General features: G+C 66.3%; 18 protein-coding genes. 7 read left to right on the forward strand and 11 right to left on the reverse strand.

The window, feature by feature from the left end; genetic code table 11:
• Positions 1–30 precede the first annotated feature (30 nt).
• The 4 genes from FIV34_RS09665 to FIV34_RS09680 all read right to left on the reverse strand — a co-directional run bounded on the left by FIV34_RS09665 (position 31) and on the right by FIV34_RS09680 (position 5,916).
• Positions 31–3,129, reverse strand: a complete 3,099-nt coding sequence (locus FIV34_RS09665; protein ID WP_139982046.1) for an efflux RND transporter permease subunit — start codon at positions 3,127–3,129, stop codon at positions 31–33.
• The gene (locus FIV34_RS09670) at positions 3,129–4,217 is read right to left on the reverse strand and encodes an efflux RND transporter periplasmic adaptor subunit (protein ID WP_139982049.1); all 1,089 of its coding nucleotides are present in this window, start codon (positions 4,215–4,217) and stop codon (positions 3,129–3,131) included. The genes FIV34_RS09665 and FIV34_RS09670 overlap by 1 nt, the downstream gene beginning before the upstream one ends.
• Positions 4,214–5,461, reverse strand: a complete 1,248-nt coding sequence (locus FIV34_RS09675; RefSeq protein WP_139982052.1) for a TolC family protein — start codon at positions 5,459–5,461, stop codon at positions 4,214–4,216. The genes FIV34_RS09670 and FIV34_RS09675 overlap by 4 nt, the downstream gene beginning before the upstream one ends.
• 74 nt (positions 5,462–5,535) lie before the next feature.
• Positions 5,536–5,916: a hypothetical protein gene (locus FIV34_RS09680; protein WP_139982054.1), complete on the reverse strand. Its 381-nt coding sequence runs from the start codon at positions 5,914–5,916 to the stop codon at positions 5,536–5,538.
• 88 nt (positions 5,917–6,004) lie between these two features.
• Between FIV34_RS09680 and FIV34_RS09685 the strand changes: the two genes are divergently transcribed.
• The 3 genes from FIV34_RS09685 (at position 6,005) to FIV34_RS09690 (ending at position 7,768) form a co-directional block, all read left to right on the forward strand.
• The gene (locus FIV34_RS09685; protein ID WP_139982057.1) at positions 6,005–6,655 is read left to right on the forward strand and encodes an energy transducer TonB; all 651 of its coding nucleotides are present in this window, start codon (positions 6,005–6,007) and stop codon (positions 6,653–6,655) included.
• A gap of 79 nt (positions 6,656–6,734) precedes the next feature.
• On the forward strand, positions 6,735–6,896 hold the full coding sequence (locus tag FIV34_RS20935; protein ID WP_170207561.1) for a hypothetical protein: 162 nt from the start codon (positions 6,735–6,737) through the stop codon (positions 6,894–6,896).
• Positions 6,897–6,976: 80 nt separating this feature from the next.
• Positions 6,977–7,768: a TOBE domain-containing protein gene (locus FIV34_RS09690; RefSeq protein ID WP_139982060.1), complete on the forward strand. Its 792-nt coding sequence runs from the start codon at positions 6,977–6,979 to the stop codon at positions 7,766–7,768.
• 9 nt (positions 7,769–7,777) lie between these two features.
• Here the strand turns inward: FIV34_RS09690 and FIV34_RS09695 are convergent, their stop codons facing one another.
• The 4 genes from FIV34_RS09695 to FIV34_RS09710 are packed head-to-tail and all read right to left on the reverse strand — an operon-like array spanning position 7,778 to position 13,251.
• Positions 7,778–8,218: an acetyltransferase gene (locus FIV34_RS09695; protein WP_139982064.1), complete on the reverse strand. Its 441-nt coding sequence runs from the start codon at positions 8,216–8,218 to the stop codon at positions 7,778–7,780.
• A 17-nt stretch (positions 8,219–8,235) separates the two neighbouring features.
• Positions 8,236–11,346 (reverse strand): efflux RND transporter permease subunit, encoded by a 3,111-nt coding sequence (locus tag FIV34_RS09700; RefSeq protein WP_139982066.1) that lies wholly within the window; start codon positions 11,344–11,346, stop codon positions 8,236–8,238.
• Entirely contained in the window at positions 11,343–12,446 is a 1,104-nt protein-coding gene (locus tag FIV34_RS09705; protein WP_425462913.1) for an efflux RND transporter periplasmic adaptor subunit, read from the reverse strand. The genes FIV34_RS09700 and FIV34_RS09705 overlap by 4 nt, the downstream gene beginning before the upstream one ends.
• 10 nt (positions 12,447–12,456) lie before the next feature.
• Complete coding sequence (locus FIV34_RS09710) at positions 12,457–13,251, reverse strand: SDR family NAD(P)-dependent oxidoreductase (protein ID WP_139982070.1); 795 nt, start codon at positions 13,249–13,251, stop codon at positions 12,457–12,459.
• Positions 13,252–13,471: 220 nt separating this feature from the next.
• Here FIV34_RS09710 and FIV34_RS09715 point away from each other — a divergent pair, with 220 nt between their 5' ends.
• The gene (locus FIV34_RS09715) at positions 13,472–14,653 is read left to right on the forward strand and encodes an MFS transporter (RefSeq protein WP_170207562.1); all 1,182 of its coding nucleotides are present in this window, start codon (positions 13,472–13,474) and stop codon (positions 14,651–14,653) included.
• Positions 14,654–14,674: 21 nt separating this feature from the next.
• On the opposite strand, the gene FIV34_RS09720 is transcribed toward FIV34_RS09715, so the two are convergent.
• Entirely contained in the window at positions 14,675–15,370 is a 696-nt protein-coding gene (locus FIV34_RS09720) for a dienelactone hydrolase family protein (RefSeq protein ID WP_139982076.1), read from the reverse strand.
• A gap of 86 nt (positions 15,371–15,456) precedes the next feature.
• Complete coding sequence (locus FIV34_RS09725) at positions 15,457–16,677, reverse strand: PQQ-dependent sugar dehydrogenase (RefSeq protein ID WP_139982079.1); 1,221 nt, start codon at positions 16,675–16,677, stop codon at positions 15,457–15,459.
• Positions 16,678–16,829: 152 nt separating this feature from the next.
• On the opposite strand from FIV34_RS09725, the gene FIV34_RS09730 reads away from it, so the two are divergent.
• The 3 genes from FIV34_RS09730 to FIV34_RS09740 are packed head-to-tail and all read left to right on the forward strand — an operon-like array spanning position 16,830 to position 18,054.
• Positions 16,830–17,162, forward strand: coding sequence for a hypothetical protein (locus FIV34_RS09730; RefSeq protein ID WP_139982082.1), 333 nt, complete (start codon positions 16,830–16,832; stop codon positions 17,160–17,162).
• 51 nt (positions 17,163–17,213) lie between these two features.
• Positions 17,214–17,576, forward strand: coding sequence for an ArsR/SmtB family transcription factor (locus FIV34_RS09735; RefSeq protein ID WP_139985840.1), 363 nt, complete (start codon positions 17,214–17,216; stop codon positions 17,574–17,576).
• Positions 17,554–18,054 carry an SRPBCC family protein gene (locus tag FIV34_RS09740; RefSeq protein ID WP_139982085.1) on the forward strand — a complete coding sequence of 167 codons (501 nt, stop codon included), beginning with the start codon at positions 17,554–17,556 and terminating at the stop codon, positions 18,052–18,054. Before FIV34_RS09735 ends, FIV34_RS09740 begins: the two co-directional genes overlap by 23 nt.
• A gap of 16 nt (positions 18,055–18,070) precedes the next feature.
• On the opposite strand, the gene FIV34_RS09745 is transcribed toward FIV34_RS09740, so the two are convergent.
• Complete coding sequence (locus FIV34_RS09745) at positions 18,071–18,817, reverse strand: hypothetical protein (RefSeq protein ID WP_139982088.1); 747 nt, start codon at positions 18,815–18,817, stop codon at positions 18,071–18,073.
• Positions 18,818–18,929 lie beyond the last annotated feature (112 nt).

The following is an 18,929-nucleotide window of genomic DNA, read 5'->3' on the forward strand; positions in this document are numbered from 1 at the left end:
CCCAAAGGCGCCATGGCCGCTTGCACCAGCTTACCCTCGTGCCCGGCGCTGCTCCATCCAGTCATACAACACCGGCAACAGCACCAGCGTCAGCAACGTCGACGTGATCAACCCGCCAACCACCACCGTGGCCAGCGGCCGCTGGGTTTCCGCACCCACGCCCGACGAAAGCAGCATGGGCACCAGCCCCAGGATCGCCACGCTGGCGGTCATGAGTACCGGCCGCAGGCGCATGGCCGTGCCACGAACGACCGCCTCGCGCACGCCCAGTCCCGCCCGCTGCTGGTCGTTCAGGAAACTCACCAGGACGATGCCGTTCAACATCGCCACGCCGAACACCGCGATGAACCCGATGGCGGAAGGTACCGAGAGGTACTGCCCGGTGACGAACAAGCCGACGATGCCGCCGATGACCGCGAAAGGGACATTGGCGAGGATCAGTCCGGCATAGCGCGCTGAGTTGAACGCCGTGTAGAGCATCACGAAGATGAAGAAGATCGTGGCGGGCACGATGATCGCCAGTCGCTTAAGCGCGCGCTGCTGGTTCTCGAAGGCACCGCCCCATTCGGTGTAGTAACCGACGGGCAGCGTGACCGCCTTCGCGATCGCGGCATTGGCCTCCTGGACGAAACCATCGATGTCCCGGCCGCGCACGTCCATCTGGATCACGGCATAGCGTTGCAGCTGTTCGCGACGGATGAAGGAGTAGCCTTCGGCCGTCGTCACCTTCGCCACCTGCGACAGCTGGACGAGTGCGCCCGAGGGCGTCCGCAGCGGAATCCGTTCGATGGCGGGAAGCGACGCCTTGCTGGCGTCGTCCAGGCGTACCGTCATGTCAAAGCGCTTCACGCCGTCCAGCACGGTGCCGACAGGCTCGCCGCCGATGCCGTTGCGCACCACCGTGAGGATGTCATCAGCGTTCAGGCCATAACGCGCGAGGGCGTCGCGGTTGACCTCGATGCGGATCTGCGGCTTGCCGATGTTCGCTTCCAGGCCGAGGTCGGCCACGCCGGGCACCGTCGCCAGCGTGTCCTTGATTCGTGCGCTCAACCGGTCCAGTTCCGCCAGGTCGTCACCGTAGAGTTTCACGGCGAGCGTGGCGCGTACCCCGGAGATGAGTTCCTCGATACGCATCTGGATCGGTTGCGTGTAACTCACCACGGCGGTCGGGAGCAGCGTGGTGAGTTCGGCCTGCATGGCCTCCTCGATGCTTTGCAGGGTTTCACCCTTGCGCCACTGGTCCTTCGGCTTCAGGGGCGTATAGACCTCCATGTAGTTCACGTCGGCCGTCTCGCCTTTCTCCGCGCGGCCGATCATCGCAAGGGTCGTTTCGACTTCGGGGAACGTCGCCTTGATCCGCTCGGCGACCCGGTTCGAGAGGGCTATGGATTCGTCCAGCGAGGCGGAGGGGATCGAGGTGATCCGCCACATGATCGCGCCTTCCCGCAGGTTCGGCATGAACTCCTTGCCGAGGTACGGGAACAGGGCGAGGCTCCCCACGAGCGCCGCGGCCGCCGTGCCGATCACGACCTTCCGGTGCCCAAGCGCCCAGCCGAGTACGCGGGCGTAGCCTCGCTTGAGTGCCGCCACGAGGCGGGTGTCCTTCTCGTCGCGGGGCTTGAGCACCAGCGCGGCGAGCACCGGGATGAGCGTGAGGGCGAGGATCAGTGAGCCGGCCATGGCGAAGCTGATGTTGTAGGCCATCGGCTTGAACATCTTGCCTTCCAGCCCCTGCAGGCTGAACAGGGGCAGGAACACCACGATGATGATGCCGATCGCAAAGGCGATGGGCACGGCGACCTCGCGTGCCGCTTCGAGCACGGCGGCCGTCCTGTCCACCGGCTGTCCGTGCGCGGCACGCTCGGCCATGATCCGGAACGCGTTCTCCACCATCACCACCGACCCGTCGACCATCATGCCGATGCCGATCGCCAGGCCGGCAAGCGACATGAGGTTCGCGGACAGGCCGACCTGGTCCATGGCGATGAAGGCAATGAGCATCGCGAGCGGTAGCGTTACGACCACGATCAGCGCGCTGCGCAACTCACCCAGGAACAGGAACAGCACGAGGGCCACGAGGATCGAACCCTCGATGAGCGCCCATGCCGCGGTGCCGACCGCGGCGTTGACGAGGTCCGTGCGCTCGTACACCGGCTTGATGGTGGTGCCGGCGGGGAGGGCCTTTTTCACGGTGTCGAGCTTGCCTTTCACCGCATCGACCACGCTTTTCGCGTTCTCGCCCATGCGGGCCAGCGCCTGGCCCATCACCACTTCCTTGCCGTCGCGGGTGACGGCGCCCGTCCGTGGCGCGCCGGCCTCCGTGACGGTGGCGACGTCGCGGACATAGGTCGGCGTGCCGTCCTCGGTTTTCAGGACGATGTTGCCGATGTCGCTTGCGTCCTTTACCAGGCCAAGTCCGCGCACCAGGTATTGCTCACGGCCCACGTCGATGACGTTGCCGCCCACCTGCGCGTTGTTGGCTTCGAGTGCCTGCATCACGTCCTTGAAGCCGAGGCCGTGTGCGATCAGGCGCAGGGGGTCGACCCGGACCTGGTATTGCTTCTGCTGGCCACCCCACGAGGTGACGTCGTCCACGCCCGGTGCGGTGCGCAGGATGAGCCGTACGGTCCAGTCGTGGAGGGTGCGCAGGTCCATGTCGGAAGGCGCCTCCTTCAACGACTCGTCCGCGCGCTCAACGGTGTACCAGAACACCTGGCCGAGACCTGAGGTGTTCGGGCCCATTTCGGGCTTGCCGTAGCCGGCTGGCAAGCGGTCGCCGACTTGCTGCAGGCGTTCGTTCACCAGCTGGCGGGCGAAGTAGATGTCCATGTCATCGGCGAAGTAGACCGAGACGTAGGACAGCCCGAACAGGCTGACGGAACGGATCTCGTCGACCTTGGGCAAGCCGGCCAGCGCCGACTCCACGGGCGTCGTGAGTAGCTGCTCGACATCCTCGGCGGCCAGTCCGGCGGCCTCGGTGTAGACGTTCACCTGGACGGGCGTGACGTCGGGGAACGCGTCGATGGGCAACGTGCGCAGGGCCCGAAAGCCCAAGAAACCGATCACGGCGAAGGCGATCAGCACGAGCACCTTGTACTTGAGGGAGAGTTCGACCAGGCGAGCCAGCATCAGTCCTCTCCCAGCTGCGAGCGCAGGATCCGCGCCTTCAGTGCGAAGGCGCCCTGACGCACGTACGGGACGCCGGCACTGATCCCCTGTTTGATCGCCGTCCATCCACCGCGCGTATCGCCCACCTCGACGGCCACGGGCTCGAACTCGCCCGGTGCCTTGCCGCGCACGAATACGGTGGCCTGGTTCTGCAGCAGGACGACGGCCTCCGCCGGCACGGCCAGATGCCGTGAGGTTGAGGCGATGGCGATGCGGCTTTCCACCAGCTCGCCGGCGTGTAGCTGGTCGCTGGCGTTAGGCACCTGGATGCGCACGGCCACGGTGCGGGTTTTCTCGTCCGTCTGGTGCGATCGCTGGAGGACCTTGCCGGGCAGTTCGGCACCGTGGGCGACGACGGTGACGGCATCACCTTCGTTCACCTGCGCAGCCACGGCGGGTGCAAGGCGTGCTTCCACCCACACCGACGACTCGCTGACCAGGGTGAACAAGGGGCGGCCCGGTTCGATGCGTTCGCCGACGAGGAAGTCATCGGTGGTGACGCGTCCCGCACTCGGGGCGAGCAGCTCAAAGCTGCCATCGGCGGCCGATGAGCCGCGTTTGATCAGGCGGGCGATCTGGCCGTCGGACAGGCCATACGCCTTCAGTTTTGCCCTGGCCTGGTCGCGCTGCACCAGCGCTTCGTTGTAGCGACGTGCCGAGACGGCCTGCGCGCCAAGCGACGCGACACGCTGCCAGTCCTGGCTGGCCACGATCAGCTGGCCCTGCGTCTCGGCCACCTCGACGCTGGAGAGCACGACCAGCGGCGTGCCGGCCGTGACAATGTCGCCGAGCTTCGCCTTGCGAGCGATGACCTGGGAGGCGACCCGAGGCGAGACGAGCACGGTGTTGTAGGCATCCACCTTGACCTCGCCAGGCGCCTTGACCTGGTCGGATACCGTGCGCACGGCCAGGGTGTCGACCACGATGCCGGCCGCCTTGATGGCCGCAGGATCGAGCAGGAGGGGATTCGTTGCCGCGAACGCGGGACTGGCCGCCATCAGGGCCAGGAGTGGCAGCAGGAGGATGCGAGGCGTTTGACGAAGTGTCATGGGGATACGTCCTTGGCGGGGCCATCGATCCACTCGGTGAGGCGACCCGCCGCGGCGAGGTAGTCAAACCATGCCTGCCAGGTCTGGCTTTCGAGGGCGACGGCGGCGAGCGCGGTGTCGAGGCTCTGCTTGAGTTGCACGAGGTAGTCCGAGGTGCCGATTTCGCCGGCTTGCCACAGCTTCTCGAGGGTGTGGGCGCGTTCGTCGAAGGCGCTGGCCCGGCTTTGCCGGAATGACGCCGTGGCCGCACGTAACGCGGCGTAGGTCGCTTGCGCCTGCTTGAGGCTTGCTTCGGATCGCAGGCTGGCCGCACGCCGCGTCGCGAACGCCACGTCCGCATCGGCCTGCGCGGCGACGACACCCGCACGCCCGGTATCGCGGATGGGCAACGGCATGGAGACGCTGATGCCGGTGACGCGATCGTTACGCGGGCCACTGCGCACCTGGCCACCAGTGAAGCTCAGTGTCGGGTCTGGGCGCCGTGCCCTTTGGGCGACGACCACGCCCGCTTCGGCGCGGTCCTGCTCTGCCTGTGCCTGCACGAGTTCCGGCCGGTCGGCGACAGCCATGGGGGCAAGGTCATCCGTGCCCGGCGGCAGGTCACGCGGCAGCGCGGGTAACGGCTGGCTGAGGTTGGCGCCAAGGCCTTCGAGTGCGGCGAGAGACGTCGCTTCCTGTTGTGCCAGCGACGCCTGCTGGATCTGCGCCTCGCCCAGGGCAAGCGCGGCCAGGTCGCGTTCGGACGTGCTGATATCGCCCACCCTCAGGCGGTCGGCGGCCAGTGTGTCGAAGCGCGCCATGACGGCGACCCGGCGACGTCCGAGTTCGCTCTGTTCCCGCGCGAAGTTCGCACCGGCCCAGGCCTTCAGCCCATCGGCCGCGACGTCACGACGCTGCAGCGCGTAAGCCGCCGCCTTCGCCCGTACGTCGGCATCGCTTTCGCTCATCCGGGCCCGGCGTTTGCCCGACAGGTCCAGTGCCAGGCTGACCCCGGCGGTACGGCGATCGACATCCGCGTTCTCGCCTTCGAGCTGCAGCGTGGGGTTGTAGACGGGTTGGGCGGCGGCCGTCGCGCGGGCCTGGGCCGCACGCAACGCGGCGCTGGCGGCCTCCACTTGCGGGCTCCTGGCCCACCACTCACGCACCGCAGCCTGAAGCGCGGGCGGCGGTGGCGTCGAGGCGGACGCACTGGCGACAAGCAACACGCACACGGCGCCCCAGGGCGCTGTACGCAAAGAAAACATGGGGGGAATCTCCTGAAAACCAGCAACGATCGACGCGACGGCTTAGCCGGCAACGCGTCGGGCACGAAGGGTTGTCAGGCGATAGGAGGGCGTAACAGGGAAGGGGGATACAGCGCGGTGGGCGCCGAAGGTACATGCCTCACCGGCGCCTCAGGGACCACGACGGCCGCAACCAGCGGCGAGGTCATCGGCAACGCGGCGCCATGGGCGCACGCGCAGTGGCAGCCACTGCCTTCGCCGAGGAGGCAAAGGTCGTTGTCAGCGGCGACGGCATCCGCGGCAAGCACGCTCACGGTCACCGCATCACCCGGCACGGTGGGCGTAGAAGCCACCCGTGCCCCGTCGAACACACACACAGTGCTCGCCGCGATCTTGATCATCAATGCCGCGAACAGCAGCATCCAGCCGCCTTTATGGCGACGCAGACGCTGCAGGTTGGGCGTGGGATGGGTCACGGCCGAGATCGTAGGTGGTCGGGGCGTTGTTAGACAATTCCACGTACCATCCAGCCACGGGACGTTCCATGGGGCGGGGGAAAGGGACATGAGCGGGATGACACGGGGTTTCTGTCGGTGGCTGATAGCTGTAGCGCTGTTTGCGATTTTCCTCAGTGGCCAGGTCCTCGCATCAGAGGGTGCGAGTGCGGCGTCCATCGTCCATTCCTCCCTCGAGTATCCACCGTCGGCCGTTGACGCGGGCGAACAGGGCACGGCCACCGTCCGGGCCTTGGTCGAAGCCACCGGTCGGGCGTCGCACATCACGATCGAGACCTCCAGTGGCTACCCAGATCTCGATGCGGCCGCTGTGCGGAGCGTTTCCCAGTGGACTTTCAAGCCTGCCATGAAAAGCGGGAAGCCCGAAGCGAGCTGGGTGAGGGTGCCGCTGGCCTTTCAGCTGAACGAGCCGCCTGGCGAGGGCGGCCCCGACATGGGGCGGGTGATGCAGACCCTTAGCAGCGTCGTGGTGGGCTATCTGGGTGTCGCTGTATGGTTCGTCGGCTTCATCTGGTCGTGGATACTCGCCAAGCGCAGCTCGAGACTGTGGCTATCGGGCATGGTCGCGCTTTGGTTGTTCACCTATCCCGCGTTCGTGGCGACCCATTGGACGGCCTCAAAACGCAACCTGGCCGTTGTCGTGATCGGGCTCTCGCTCGTTGGTCTGGGCTTAGCCATGGCGCCGTCCGTCCATCACTAAATCACGGCTTGCATACCGCGACGCCCCGGTCCCGTCACGTGGTGGAGCGAAGGATGACCTCCTTAACGGGAGAAACGTGATGAGCGATAAAGACAGCAAGCAACATTCCGCCAATGGCGTCGGTGGCTCGAATAACCCCGCGGCCAACCCGGGCCAGGACAAGCCCGCCAGCCGTGATGGCGACCAGACGGGGCAGAAACCGCGGGAAGGTGATCCCAAGGTCGATTCCAGCAAGGGATGAGGTAGACGGGTACCGGCTGGTTGGATGTAGATTTTGCGCTTCCGGGCTAGACTGCCCCCGTCCCATCGCCAGGCGACGGCATGCTCCAGTACGAAGGCTCCCTATGGCTCTCCGACGGCGCGCGGCGCTGGGGCGGAGTGGACCGCGTCGAACTGCTGTCCCAGATCGGGCTCACGGGCTCGATTACCGCGGCCGCGAAGGCCGTGGGCATGAGCTACAAGGGGGCCTGGGACGCCGTTGAGGCCATGAACAACCTGGCCGGCGAAGCCTTGGTGCTACGCGTCACCGGGGGGAAGGGCGGCGGCGGGGCGCGGCTCACGGCTCGCGCCGAGCGCCTCATCGCATCGTTCCGCAGCATTGAATCCGCCCACCGCCTGTTCGTCGAGCACCTGGCATCGCTGGGCGACCAGGCCACCCACGACATCCATCTGCTGAGGCACCTGACCATGCGAACCAGTGCACGCAACCAGCTTGCCGGCGTTGTCGACCACGTCCAGCAGGGTGCGGTGAATGACAGCATCGCCATCCGCACCACGGGCGGCGCGACGCTCACCGCCACCGTCACCCGCGAAAGCACCGACAGCCTGGCCCTCGCCGCCGGCCGTCCGGTCATCGCGCTGATCAAGGCGAGCTGGGTCATGCTCGGCTTGCCGGGGGAAGGGCGCCTGTCCGCCTCCAACCAGCTGCCCGGCACGGTGGAACGGATTCACCCCGGCGCGGTGAACACCGAGGTGACCGTGGCGATTGAGGGCGGCGCAACCATCACGTCGATCGTCACCAAGGAAAGTGTCGTCCAGCTCGGCCTTGCCGAAGGCACGGCCGTGCTGGCGATCTTCGATGCGGCGTCGGTGATCGTGGGTGTCACTGACTGAGAACGACGTTTACGCGTTCATCGCCAGATGGATCAACGGAAACGGCCTGCCGTCGCCGTCCGTCTCCGAGCGTCCGGTCACGACGAACCCCTTTGCCAGATAGAAACCAAGCGCATTGGGGTTCTGCTCGTTGACGTCGACGGTCAGCGGGCCTTTCAGTACACGCGCATGATTCACCATGGCGGTGCCACCGCCCTGGCCGGCATGGCCAGGGTCGATGAACAGCGCTTCCAGTTTCGCGCCATCCAACCCCATGAACCCTAGCGACTGGCCGTCTTCATCGGCCAGCACCCACGTTTCCAGCATCACCAGGGCACCGTCGCGCACGGCGGGGATCAGCGCTGTGATGTCCGCTTCGGTGAGGAAAGCATGCGTAGCGCGAACCGAGCGAAGCCAGATGGCAAGCAAGGCATCGCGGTCAGCAGGCGTGGCGGGTCTGATCTGTGTCATGGCAGTCAATTATGCCTTCAGTCTTCCTCCGGTACATGGCTGATGTGCGGCACCGCACCCGGATCCAGATCCTTGTCCGGTCGGATCCGGTACCACAGCGCATACAAGGCCGGCAGGAAGAGCAGCGTCAGCACCGTGCCGCCGATGGTGCCGCCGATCAGCGTATAGGCCAGCGAGCCCCAGAACACCGATTGCGTCAGCGGGATAAACGCCAGTACCGCGGCCAGTGCCGTGAGGATCACCGGCCGCGCACGCTGCACGGTGGCTTCGACCACGGCGTGGTACGGATCAAGACCCTGTCGCTCATTGGTGCGGATCTGGCCGATCAGGATCAGCGTATTGCGCATGATGATGCCCGCCAGGCCGATCAGGCCCAGGATGGTGTTGAAGCCGAAGGGCTGGTGGAACAGCAGCAGCGTCGGCACCACGCCCACCAGGGCCAACGGTGACGTAGCCAGCACCATGGCCATGCCCGAGATGGATCGCACCTCGAAGACGATGACGATCATCATCAGCAGCACCATCACCGGGAACACCGCCGCCAGCGCTGTATTGGCCTTGCCCGATTCCTCCAGCGCACCCGCCGTTTCAATCGCATAGCCGGGCGGGAGGGCATCGATGATGGGCTTGAACTGGGGAATCAGTGCCAGCGAGATATCGGGCGGCTGGAACTCTTCGCCCACGTCGCCACGCACGGTCATCGTGGTCATGCGATCCCGACGACGCAGGATGGGATCTTCCATGCGCACTTCGATGTGGCCGAGCTGGTCGAGCGGCACGCGCTGACCCGCCGCACCCACGAGGGTGAAGGCGCCGAGGCGCGACGGGTCCAGTCGTGCCGGGCCCTGGCTACGCGCCACCACGTCCACGGAGCGAATATCCTCGCGGACGCGGGTCACGGTGATACCCGTCAGCAGGAACTGCAGCTGGGACGCCGCGTCGTGCGAGGTCAGGCCAATCGCCTGCAGGCGCTGCTGGTCCAGGACAAGGTGCGCCGTCGGTACGCGCTCGTCCCAGTCGATGTTGACCGTGCGCATGCCCGGGTTCTTCTGCATGATGCCGCGCACCTGGCCAGCCAGCTCGCGCACCTTCGCTTCATCCGGGCCCGAGACGCGGAAGGCGACAGGGAAGGGCGAGTACGGGCCGAAGACGATCTGCGTGGCGCGGACGCGGGCCTCGGGGGCGAGGCCGTCCTGCACGGCCTGGCGCAGGTGCCGTTTCAGGGCTTCGCGGGTTTCCTCGTTCGGGGTAAGCACGACGATCTTCGCGAACGACGAGTCCGGCAGTTCTGGTGCAATCGCGAGGAAGAAACGCGGTGCACCCTGGCCGATATAGCTGGTGACGATCTTTGCCTCCGGTTGCTTGCGCAACCACGCTTCGATCTTCCGGGTGGCACCACTGGTGGCGTCGATCGAAGTCCCTTCGGGCATCTGCACTTCCACGAGCACTTCGGGTCGATCGGAAATGGGGAAGAACTGCTTCTTCACGAAGCCCATGCCGAGGAAGGAGACCACCAGCAGGCCGACGACACTCGCGAGGACGAGTCCCTTGTTGCGCACCACCGCGGCAATCACGCGGCGCATGGCGCGGTAACGCGGCGTGCCATAGATGGCGGCGTGGCCACCCTCGACGGCCTTGATGTGCGGGAGCAGCTTCACGCCGAGGTACGGGGTGAAGACCACCGCCACGACCCACGAGGTGAGCAGCGAGAACATCACTACCCAGAAGATGTTGCCCGCGTACTCGCCCGCACCGGAATGCGCGAAGCCCACCGGCATCAGGCCGATCGCCGTCACCAGCGTGCCGGCCAGCATGGGCGCGGCGGTATGGCCCCACGAATACGTCGCCGCGGCGATACGGTCCTTGCCTTCCTCCATCTTCACGACGATGGTTTCGATGACGATGATCGCATCGTCCACCAGCAGGCCAAGGGAGAGGATCAGCGCACCGAGGGTGATGCGGTCGAAGTCCCGGCCGGTCATCAGCATGATGACGAACACGCCGGCCAGTGTCAGCGGAACCGCGGCGGCGACCACGATGCCCACGCGGAAGCCAAGGCTCACGAGGCTGACGACGATGACGACGGCCAGCGCGACGAAGAACTTCAGCATGAATTCGTCATACGCCTCGGCGATGTTCACCGCCTGGTCGGTGATCTTCGAGAAGGTCAGGCCGACCGGCAGCGTGCCGGAGATCTCGCTGGCCTTCTGTTCCAGCGACTTGCCAAGATCCAGCCCGTTGTAGCGGTCCTTCATCACGATGCCCAGCACGAGCGTGGGTTCGCCATCGTGGCGGATCAGGAAGGAGGCAGGGTCTTCATAACCCCGGCGCACGGTGGCAATGTCGCTCAGTCGCAGCGTCTTGCCGTTGGCCACCACGGGCGTCGCGCCGATGGTGTCGAGATTGTCGAACGCGCCGTCGAGGCGGATCTGCACCTGGGGCCCCCTGGTGTCGATCGAGCCCGCGGGGGTCAGCACGTTCTGCTTGTTGAGCGCGTCGAAGATCACCTCCGGTGCGATGCCCAGCGTGGCCAGGCGCTCATGCGAGAATTCGACGAAGATCTTCTCCGGACGCTCGCCGATGATGTTGACCTTCCTCACGCCCGGCACGTGGAGCAAGTCCTGGCGGATCGCCTCGGCCTCGCGCACCAGCGCACGCTGGGGCTCGCCACGCGCCTTCAGGGCATACAGCGCAAAGGTCACGTCCGAGAACTCGTCGTTGACCAGCGGGCCGACCACGCCGGGCGGCAGCTTCGGTGCTTCATCGCTGAGCTTCTTGCGGGCCTGGTAAAACTCTTCGGGCACCTCGGACGGCGGTGTATCGTCGCGCAGCGTCAGGGTGGTCCACGCCACGCCGGGCCGCGTGAAGGTTTCACTGCGGTCGTACCACTTCAGTTCCTGCAGGCGCTTTTCCAGGGGTTCGGCGACCTGGTCCTGCATTTCCTGCGCGGTCGCGCCCGGCCAGGTGGAGACGATGGTCAACACCTTCACGGTGAAGTTCGGATCTTCCGCGCGGCCGAGATGGACGAAGGCATACAAGCCCGCGAGTGACATCGCGATGATCAGGAACAGGGTCACCGACCGCTCGCGCACGGCGAGGGCCGATAGGTTGAAGCCGCCGGCTTTCATGGCGTCGCTCCCGGCGCCGCACTGGTGCGCACCTGCTCGCCTTCGTGCAGCTGATGGGCACCGAGGGCGACGAACGACTCGCCCGCATGCAGGCCGCTGGTCACGGTGGCGGTTTCATCGCTGATGGTGCCGAGGGTGACCGCACGCCACGTGACCGACGCCGGCGTCTTGCCCTGGAGCATCCACACGCCCGGCCCCTTGCCGTTATCGAAGATGGCCGAGATCGGTACCGACGGAGCCGTGTGCGTGGCATCCGGGATGTGGATGACGACCGTGGCACCGAGCGGTGCATCCGCCGCGCTGCCGTCGAGGATGTAACGCGCCTCATAGGTTCGCGTCGCCGTATCGGCGGCGTCGGACAGCAGGCGCAGGCGTGCGCTGCCACCGGCGCCGTCGCTGCCGTAAAGCGTGGCACGGGCCATAGAACCGATGGCCGGCCGCACCGTTTCCGGCAGGTCGACGAGTGCCTCGCGCGGGCCGGCATGGGCGAGCCGCACGACGACCTGACCGGCGGTGACCACCTGGCCCGGCTCTGCGAGTGTCTCGACCACGGTGCCATCCGCGTCGGCGGGCAATACGGCGTAACCCGCTTCGTTCGACGACACCGTGGCCTGGGCCTGCGCCGCACGAAGGCGGGCGGCCGCGGCATCGGCGGCGGCCTTGGCCTGGTCGTACGCGGATGCCGACACCGCACCGGCGCCGACGAGTTTGCCGAGGCGTTTTTCGTCGGCCGCGGTCTGCACGGCCTGCGCGCGTGCCGCTTCGACTTCGCCCGCGGACGCAGTATTCGCCAAGGCGAGGTCGGTGCGGTCGATGCGCATCAGCGGATCGCCGCGTTTGACGGCCTGGCCGGCGTCGACGAGGCGCTCGACCACTTTGCCCGGCACGCGGAAGCCGAGGTTGCTCTGCACGCGCGCGGCGACGGTGCCGGAGAAGGTCGATTCACCCGCTTCAGAGGCGGCGAGCGTCGCCGTGCGCACCAGCGGCGGGGCGAGGCGAGGGTCCGCCTCGCTCCGCGAGCAGGCGCTCAACAAGGTGGCCATGGCAAGTACGCCGGCCGACGCGATAACGGGCAGGGAGATCCGGGGGTAGGTGTCCATGACCGGGGCTTCAGGCGCGGTAGCGCGGTGCGGCGGTGTCGGTCGACAGGTTCGGCGCCATCGCCGCGCGTGCTGCTTCGAGGGCCTGGAACTGGCTCTCGTCATGCAGCGGCGGGATGGTGATCACCTCGCCGCGATCAAAACCGACGAGCGCCGCATCGACGAGTTCCGCCGTATCCATCACCTGGCCGGGCAGGGCGACATCAGGGTCCATGCCCATCGTGTCCCAGATTTCCGTACGCGTGGCGCCCGGCAGGACGGCCTGCACGCGAACGTTCGTGTTCGCCAGGTGCGGGGCGAGGCCCAGCGTGAGGTTCACCAGGTGGGCCTTCGTGCCGCTGTACATCCCGTCGATCAGCTCGGGGATGTACGCCAGGACGGAGGCGATGTTGATGATGGCGCCCTTGTCGCGGGCGACGAACGCCTTGGCCGCGGCGGAGGCCAGCAGGGTCGGTGCCAGGGTGTTCACGGCGATCAGGCGCTCGATCATCTCCGGGGAGGTGTTGAGCACGCTCGTTTCCAGGGAGATGCCCGCGTTGTTGACCAGCAGGGTGACCGAGGGATCCTCGTTGAGGACGTTCTCCACCGCGGCGACGCCGGCGCGCTGGCTCAGGTCAGCCTGCAGCGTGGCGACCTTGCGGCCGGTGGAGGAGGCAATCTGGGCGGCCAGGGCGTCGAGGCGGTCGAGCCGGCGGGCCACGAGAAGGAGGTCGTAGCCGCGGGCGGCGAGGCGCTCCGCGTAGATCTTGCCGATGCCGGACGAGGCGCCAGTGACGATGGCGGTACCGAGGGAGGGAGTGCTCATGGGAGGGTCGCCTGTAGTGGGTTGCAAAAAAGTAGAGACCTTCCTATCGTTATGCAACCCACTCGATGGAATAGGTTCTATTCCACGGCTGGGGACGGCCGTGTCCCTTGCCATGAGACGACCCGTCCCAACATTGCGTACCCATTGCGGCTTCACGCCTCGTCGGAATTTCCCCATGTCTTCTTTGTCTGATCGGCCCGCTCCCGGGTCGGAGGGTGCTTTGCGCCAGTGGCTGGCCGTTGCGGCGGTGGCCCTCGGGACCTTTGCGCTGGTCACCAGTGAGTTCATCCCGGTAGGGCTGCTGACCCGCATGTCGGCGGATTTCGGTTCGCCGGAGGGTGCTACCGGCCTGATGATGACCGTGCCGGCGTTCGCCGCCGCCATTGCGGCCCCGGCGATCATGCTGGGCGCGGGCAGGGCGGATCGTCGCCTTATCCTCATCCTGCTTAGTGCCCTGCTGGTCGTCTCGAACCTGATCGTCGCTTTCGCGCCCAACCTGGCTGTCGCATTGTTCGGGCGCGTGCTCCTGGGCGTCGACGTGGGTGGCTTCTGGGCCATCAGCAGCATCGTGGCCGGCAAGATGGTGCCGGCGGCGTCCGTGGGGCGGGCGAGCGCCATCATCTTCGCCGGCATCTCGCTCGGCTCGGTGGTCGGCGTGCCAGCGGGTGCCCTGATCGGCAGCGCGTTTGGCTGGCGTGCCGCGTTCGAGAGCGTGGCCGCGTTCGGTGCCGTGGTGCTCGTGGCGCAGATGGCTTTGCTGCCGCGCCTGTTGCCGTCGGAAACGGTGACGCTTCGCCATCTGGCCGCGCTGTTCCGCATTCCCAATGCCCGACTCGGCCTGCTCGCGTGCTTCCTCGCCTTCGCGGGCCAGTTCGCCGCGTATACGTACATGGGCGCCTTCCTTGAGCACGTCTCGAAGATGCCTGCGGCGTTGCTGTCGTCGCTGCTCGTCGGCTACGGCGTCGCCGGGTTCATCGGCAATTTCGTGGGCGGCGCGCTTACGCAGCGCAGTGCGCGTGGCACGTTCGCCGGCACCGCAGCGTTTCTTGGCCTGTCCATCGTCGCGCTGACGGTGTTTGGCCAATCTCCGTGGCTGGCGGCTGCTGCCGTGCTCGCCTGGGGATTCGCCTTTGGTGCCCTGCCCATCGCGACCCAGGGCTTCATGACTAAATCCGCGGCCAAAGAGCTGGAAAGCGCGAGCGCGGTTTTCATCTCCATCCTGCAGATGGGCTTTGCCGCAGGTGCGTTCATCGGCGGCCGGGCAGTCGACACCGTGGGTCTTTCGACGACGCTCGTTGGCGCGGCCGTGGCATCGATCGCCACGGGCCTGCTGATCATGCGGTTCGGCCGCGCGGATGAGGAAGGCGCGGACGGCGACGCGCAGCTGGATGCGGTGGGGTAATCCGCGAGCGGTTTCGCTTCCCTACGCGAGGCTCTGCTTGAGGAACGCCCACGTCCGGTCGTTCGCGGTCTTCGCCGCGGCCGCATTGTAGTGGGCACCCCCATGCCGCGAAAACGCGTGGTTGCAGCCCGGGTAGCTGTAGATGGTGACGTTGGGCATGCCCGCGAACGCGTTCTTGATGTCGGCCTGCGCCGCCTTGGAGATGAACTCGTCTTCGACGGCCAGGTGCATCAGGAACGGCGCGGTGACCGCCTTCGCCTGGTCGAGATACTTCTCGGTGTCGCCACCGTGGAAGGCAACCGCGGCATCGACCTTGCTCCGCGCGGCGGTGAGGAAGGCCATCAGGCCACCGAGGCAGTAGCCCATCACCGCGACACGGCCGGTGGACCGGTCGAGGTGCCGGGCGGCATCGACGGTGGCCATGATGTCCTCGACGCCCTTGGCGCGGTCGTACGCCATGTAGAGCGCCAAGCCCGCCTTCCAGTCGGCTTCCGACGTCACGCTGAGATCCACGCCAGCCTGTTGCCGCCAGAACAGATCGGGCGCAACGGCAATGAAGCCTTGCGCGGCGAGGGCGTCGCAGGTCTGGCGGATATCGTCATTCACGCCGAAGACTTCATGCAGCACGACCACGGCAGGTGCCTTGTCCGCTTCCGGATAGGCGACATAGGCGTTGAAACTGCCGGCGTCCGTGGTGATCGTCAGGGCGTTATGCATGGCGTGGGTCCGTCGCGTTTCGTGGTGCATACCATCGGCTGACGCCGATGGCGCGGCTTGGCGAAAGCGCGTGGCATTTGGCCGAATTACTTCGGCGTCAGCCGGAACAAACCACCCGGCTTCGCATCTTCAAGAATCCACAGCGAACCATCCGGCGCTTCTTCGATATCGCGGATGCGCTTGCCGAGGCTCCAGCGATCCACGGCGGTGGCGCCACCCTTGTTGTCCACCGTGACGCGAATGATGCCCTGGCTGACAAGGCCGCTGAGGAACGCGCTACCCGTCCACTTCGGGAACATCGTGCCCTTGTAGAACATGAGGTTGCCCGGAGCCATCACGGGTACCCAGTAGATCACAGGCTTGACGAGATCCGGACGCGTGTCAGGCGAGGGAATGGGCACGCCGTCGTAGTTCTTGCCATACGAAACCAGCGGCCAGCCGTAGTTCTTGCCACGCTCGATGAGGTTCAGTTCGTCGCCACCGCGCGGGCCGTGCTCAAGTTCCCACAGGCGGCCGTCCGGTGCGAAGGCAAGGCCGTACGGCGTGCGGACGCCCGTCGCCCAGGTTTCCGACGGCGTGAGGTTTTTACCGGGGAAGGTGTAGGTGCTGACCACAGGCGCTGTTTTCGCGGCTTCGGTATTCGCGGCCGGATCGATCAGCGGAATCGTCGGCGTACCGACTTTGCCTGCCCACGGATTACCCGGTGCCGGCTTGCCGTCCAGCGTCAGTCGCAGGATCTTGCCTACGGGCTGGTTCGGATCCTGCGCGGGCGTGAAGCGCTGGCGATCACCGACGGTAAGGAAGAGGTATTTGCCGTCGGGGGAAAATGCGATCTGCGCGCCGGCCTGGCCGCCCTTGCCGGTGGGCAACTGCTGCCACAGCACCTGGAAGCCATCCAGTCGGGCCTTGTCGCCTTCGATCACGAGCTTGCCCCGGCCCATGGCCAGGCCACCGCCGTACGCGCCCGGCGCGACATAGGTGAGGTAGACGTTGTGGTCCGTCGCGTAATGCGGCGACAGGAAGACGCCGAGCATGCCGTTCTGGCCTTCGACATAGCTGGCGGGCACGCCTTCGACTTCGGTCTTGGCACCATCAGGCGTCACCAGCTGCACGCGACCGACCTTCTCGGTGATCAGCATGCGGCCATCCGGCAGGAACGCGATGCGCCAGGGCAGGTCGAAGGTGGCCACTTTCGTGACCTTGAAGGGGAGGTCGGTATCGGACTTCTGATCGCCCGCGTTGGTCTGCGCATGGGCGGTGCTTGTGAGCAGGGCCGTCAGCGCGACCGCGATTGCCAGCTTCTTCATGGGCACGATTTCCTTGGGGAAGGGTGAACCGGAGCATCATAAGTTACTGGGGGGTGAAATCGATGCAGGCGACGGCGATCACAGGATATTGCGCTCCCGCTGACGGCGCCTGTGCAAGCGTCGGGCTCACCGCGGACTGACGGGAGCCGGGTATGAGAACGCTATGGGTAAGCGCGGTGGCATGGCTACCGCTTGCGGCCGCAGCGCAGTGGTCGTCGTTCGACGCGCGCGATCACCAGGTCGTGGATCCGTTCGCGGTGAGTGCCTGCAGCGACGCCGCGAGCCAGGAGGTGCGTTCGCGCATGCCTTCCGCGGGTAGCGTGAAGGTCACGCGGGCCGACGGGTCGGTCGCCGGCGAAAGTCGTGTCGACGTATCGGGAGACGGCAGTTTCGCAGGGGCGGGCGGCCAGGCCCAGACGTTTACATTCCGCTGCAGCTACGACACCAAGGCGCGTACGACCTCGGGAGTCACTGTGCTCCTCTGACCCTTCCATGGCCCCTTGCAAAGGCCCGTTCGGCGGCATACAGTGAACCATATGGTTCAGTATCAAGCCCGCCTCGATAGCACCTTCGCCGCCCTCTCCGACGTCACGCGCCGGGGCGTGCTGGAGCAGCTGGGCCGTGCTGATGCTTCCGTCACCGACCTCGCCGAACGGTTTCACATGACCCTCACGGGCATGAAGAAGCACGTCAGCATCCTTGAGGATGCGGGACTGGTGAAGACGGAGAAGGTCGGGCGGGTTCGCACCTGCCGGCTGGGGGTGGACCGGCTGGAAGAAGAGGCCGCCTGGATCGAGCAGTACCGTCAGCTCTGGAGCGCACGGTTCGACGCGCTGGACGAGCTTGTTGCGCAGATGAAACACCAGGAGAACGCAGATGCCAAACGTAAAAGAAAGTAATCCAGCCGCGACGAACCGCACCGCCGTGCAGCGCAAGAACAACCGCGAGATGGTCGTCACCCGGACGTTCGACGCCCCGGTGCACATCGTGTTCAAGGCGTGGAGCACGCCGGACCTGTTCAAACAGTGGTGGGTGCCGAAGTCGGCGGGCATGTCGCTGGAATCATGCGACATGGACATCCGCACCGGCGGCACGTATCGCCTCGTCTTCCGTCACCCGAACTTCGACCAGCCGATGGCGTTCTTCGGTACCTATAAGGAAGTCACGCCCAACCAGCGCATGGTGTGGACGAACGAGGAAAGCGACCAGGGCGCGGTGACCACGGTGACGTTCGAAGACCATGCCGGCGCCACCCTGGTGACCCTGCACGAGATCTATCCGACGGAAGCGGCCCTTGATGAAGCCCTCTCCGGCGCAGCGGAAGGCCTGCCGGAACAGTTCGCCCAGCTGGACGAACTGCTCGCGGAAAGCGCGTAACCCACAGCGCGATGGCTTACATGGGGTGTGGTGCTACCGGTGTACCGTCCGAGAACGTGCTCGTCGCCACCAGGAAGACCGAGATCGGGGGAAGGGTGGCGGCGTCGGCTTCATGGCCGGGAAGCAGGTACCAGTAGTTACCGCCGATCACGGGTGAACCATCGAGGTTCGCACCCCATGTTGTTCCGTCCTTGGTCGGAACGTAGAACATGACATGCGCCATGTTGTGTTCGCCCTGGGCGGAGAGGTACGCGTTCTTCGACATCATGTAGCACATGGCGCCGGCGCCAAGCGGCGGAATCTCCTTGCTCTTCAGGGCCGCCTTGATGCGGTCCATGACCTGCGCGTCGCTCTTGCCTGCGAGGGTCAGGGCGGTACGCAGCTTGAGCAGGGCCGTCATCGTCGGTACCGCCGGCGGGTTGTCACAGGCGGCGGCGAGGATCTTCGGGTCCCAGCGCTCCGGCCAGTCCGGTGCGCCGCCGAAACCCCGGCCGACGTAGCAGACGAAGCCGTTGGTGCCCTTGACTGCGGTCTCATAGCCGGTGCGGGTCAGGACGAGGACCGTGGCGTCCTTCGAGATGGACGCGGGAGCGGCGCTCCTGGCGAGGTTGATCTCCGCGGTGCGGTCCAGGAGGTAGGCGTCGATGGGGGCCATGCCGGTGGCGTCTTTCGCGTGTAGCGGCGCGATGGCCAGGCCGAGCAGGAGTGAGGCCACGGACGCGGCGGCGTAGCGGAGGGCATGGGTGCGAGGACGGATCTTCATCGGGTCTTCTCCTGGGTGGCGCGGGTTGCCACAGTCAGACGTCGAACGAGCGGCTCGGCAATCGACATCCCCGATCCATGGATACCTGTGGGAACGTCCGTCGCGTGCGCAT

Source organism: Luteibacter pinisoli (assembly GCF_006385595.1).
In the GTDB taxonomy this organism is placed as follows: Bacteria; Pseudomonadota; Gammaproteobacteria; order Xanthomonadales; family Rhodanobacteraceae; genus Luteibacter; species Luteibacter pinisoli.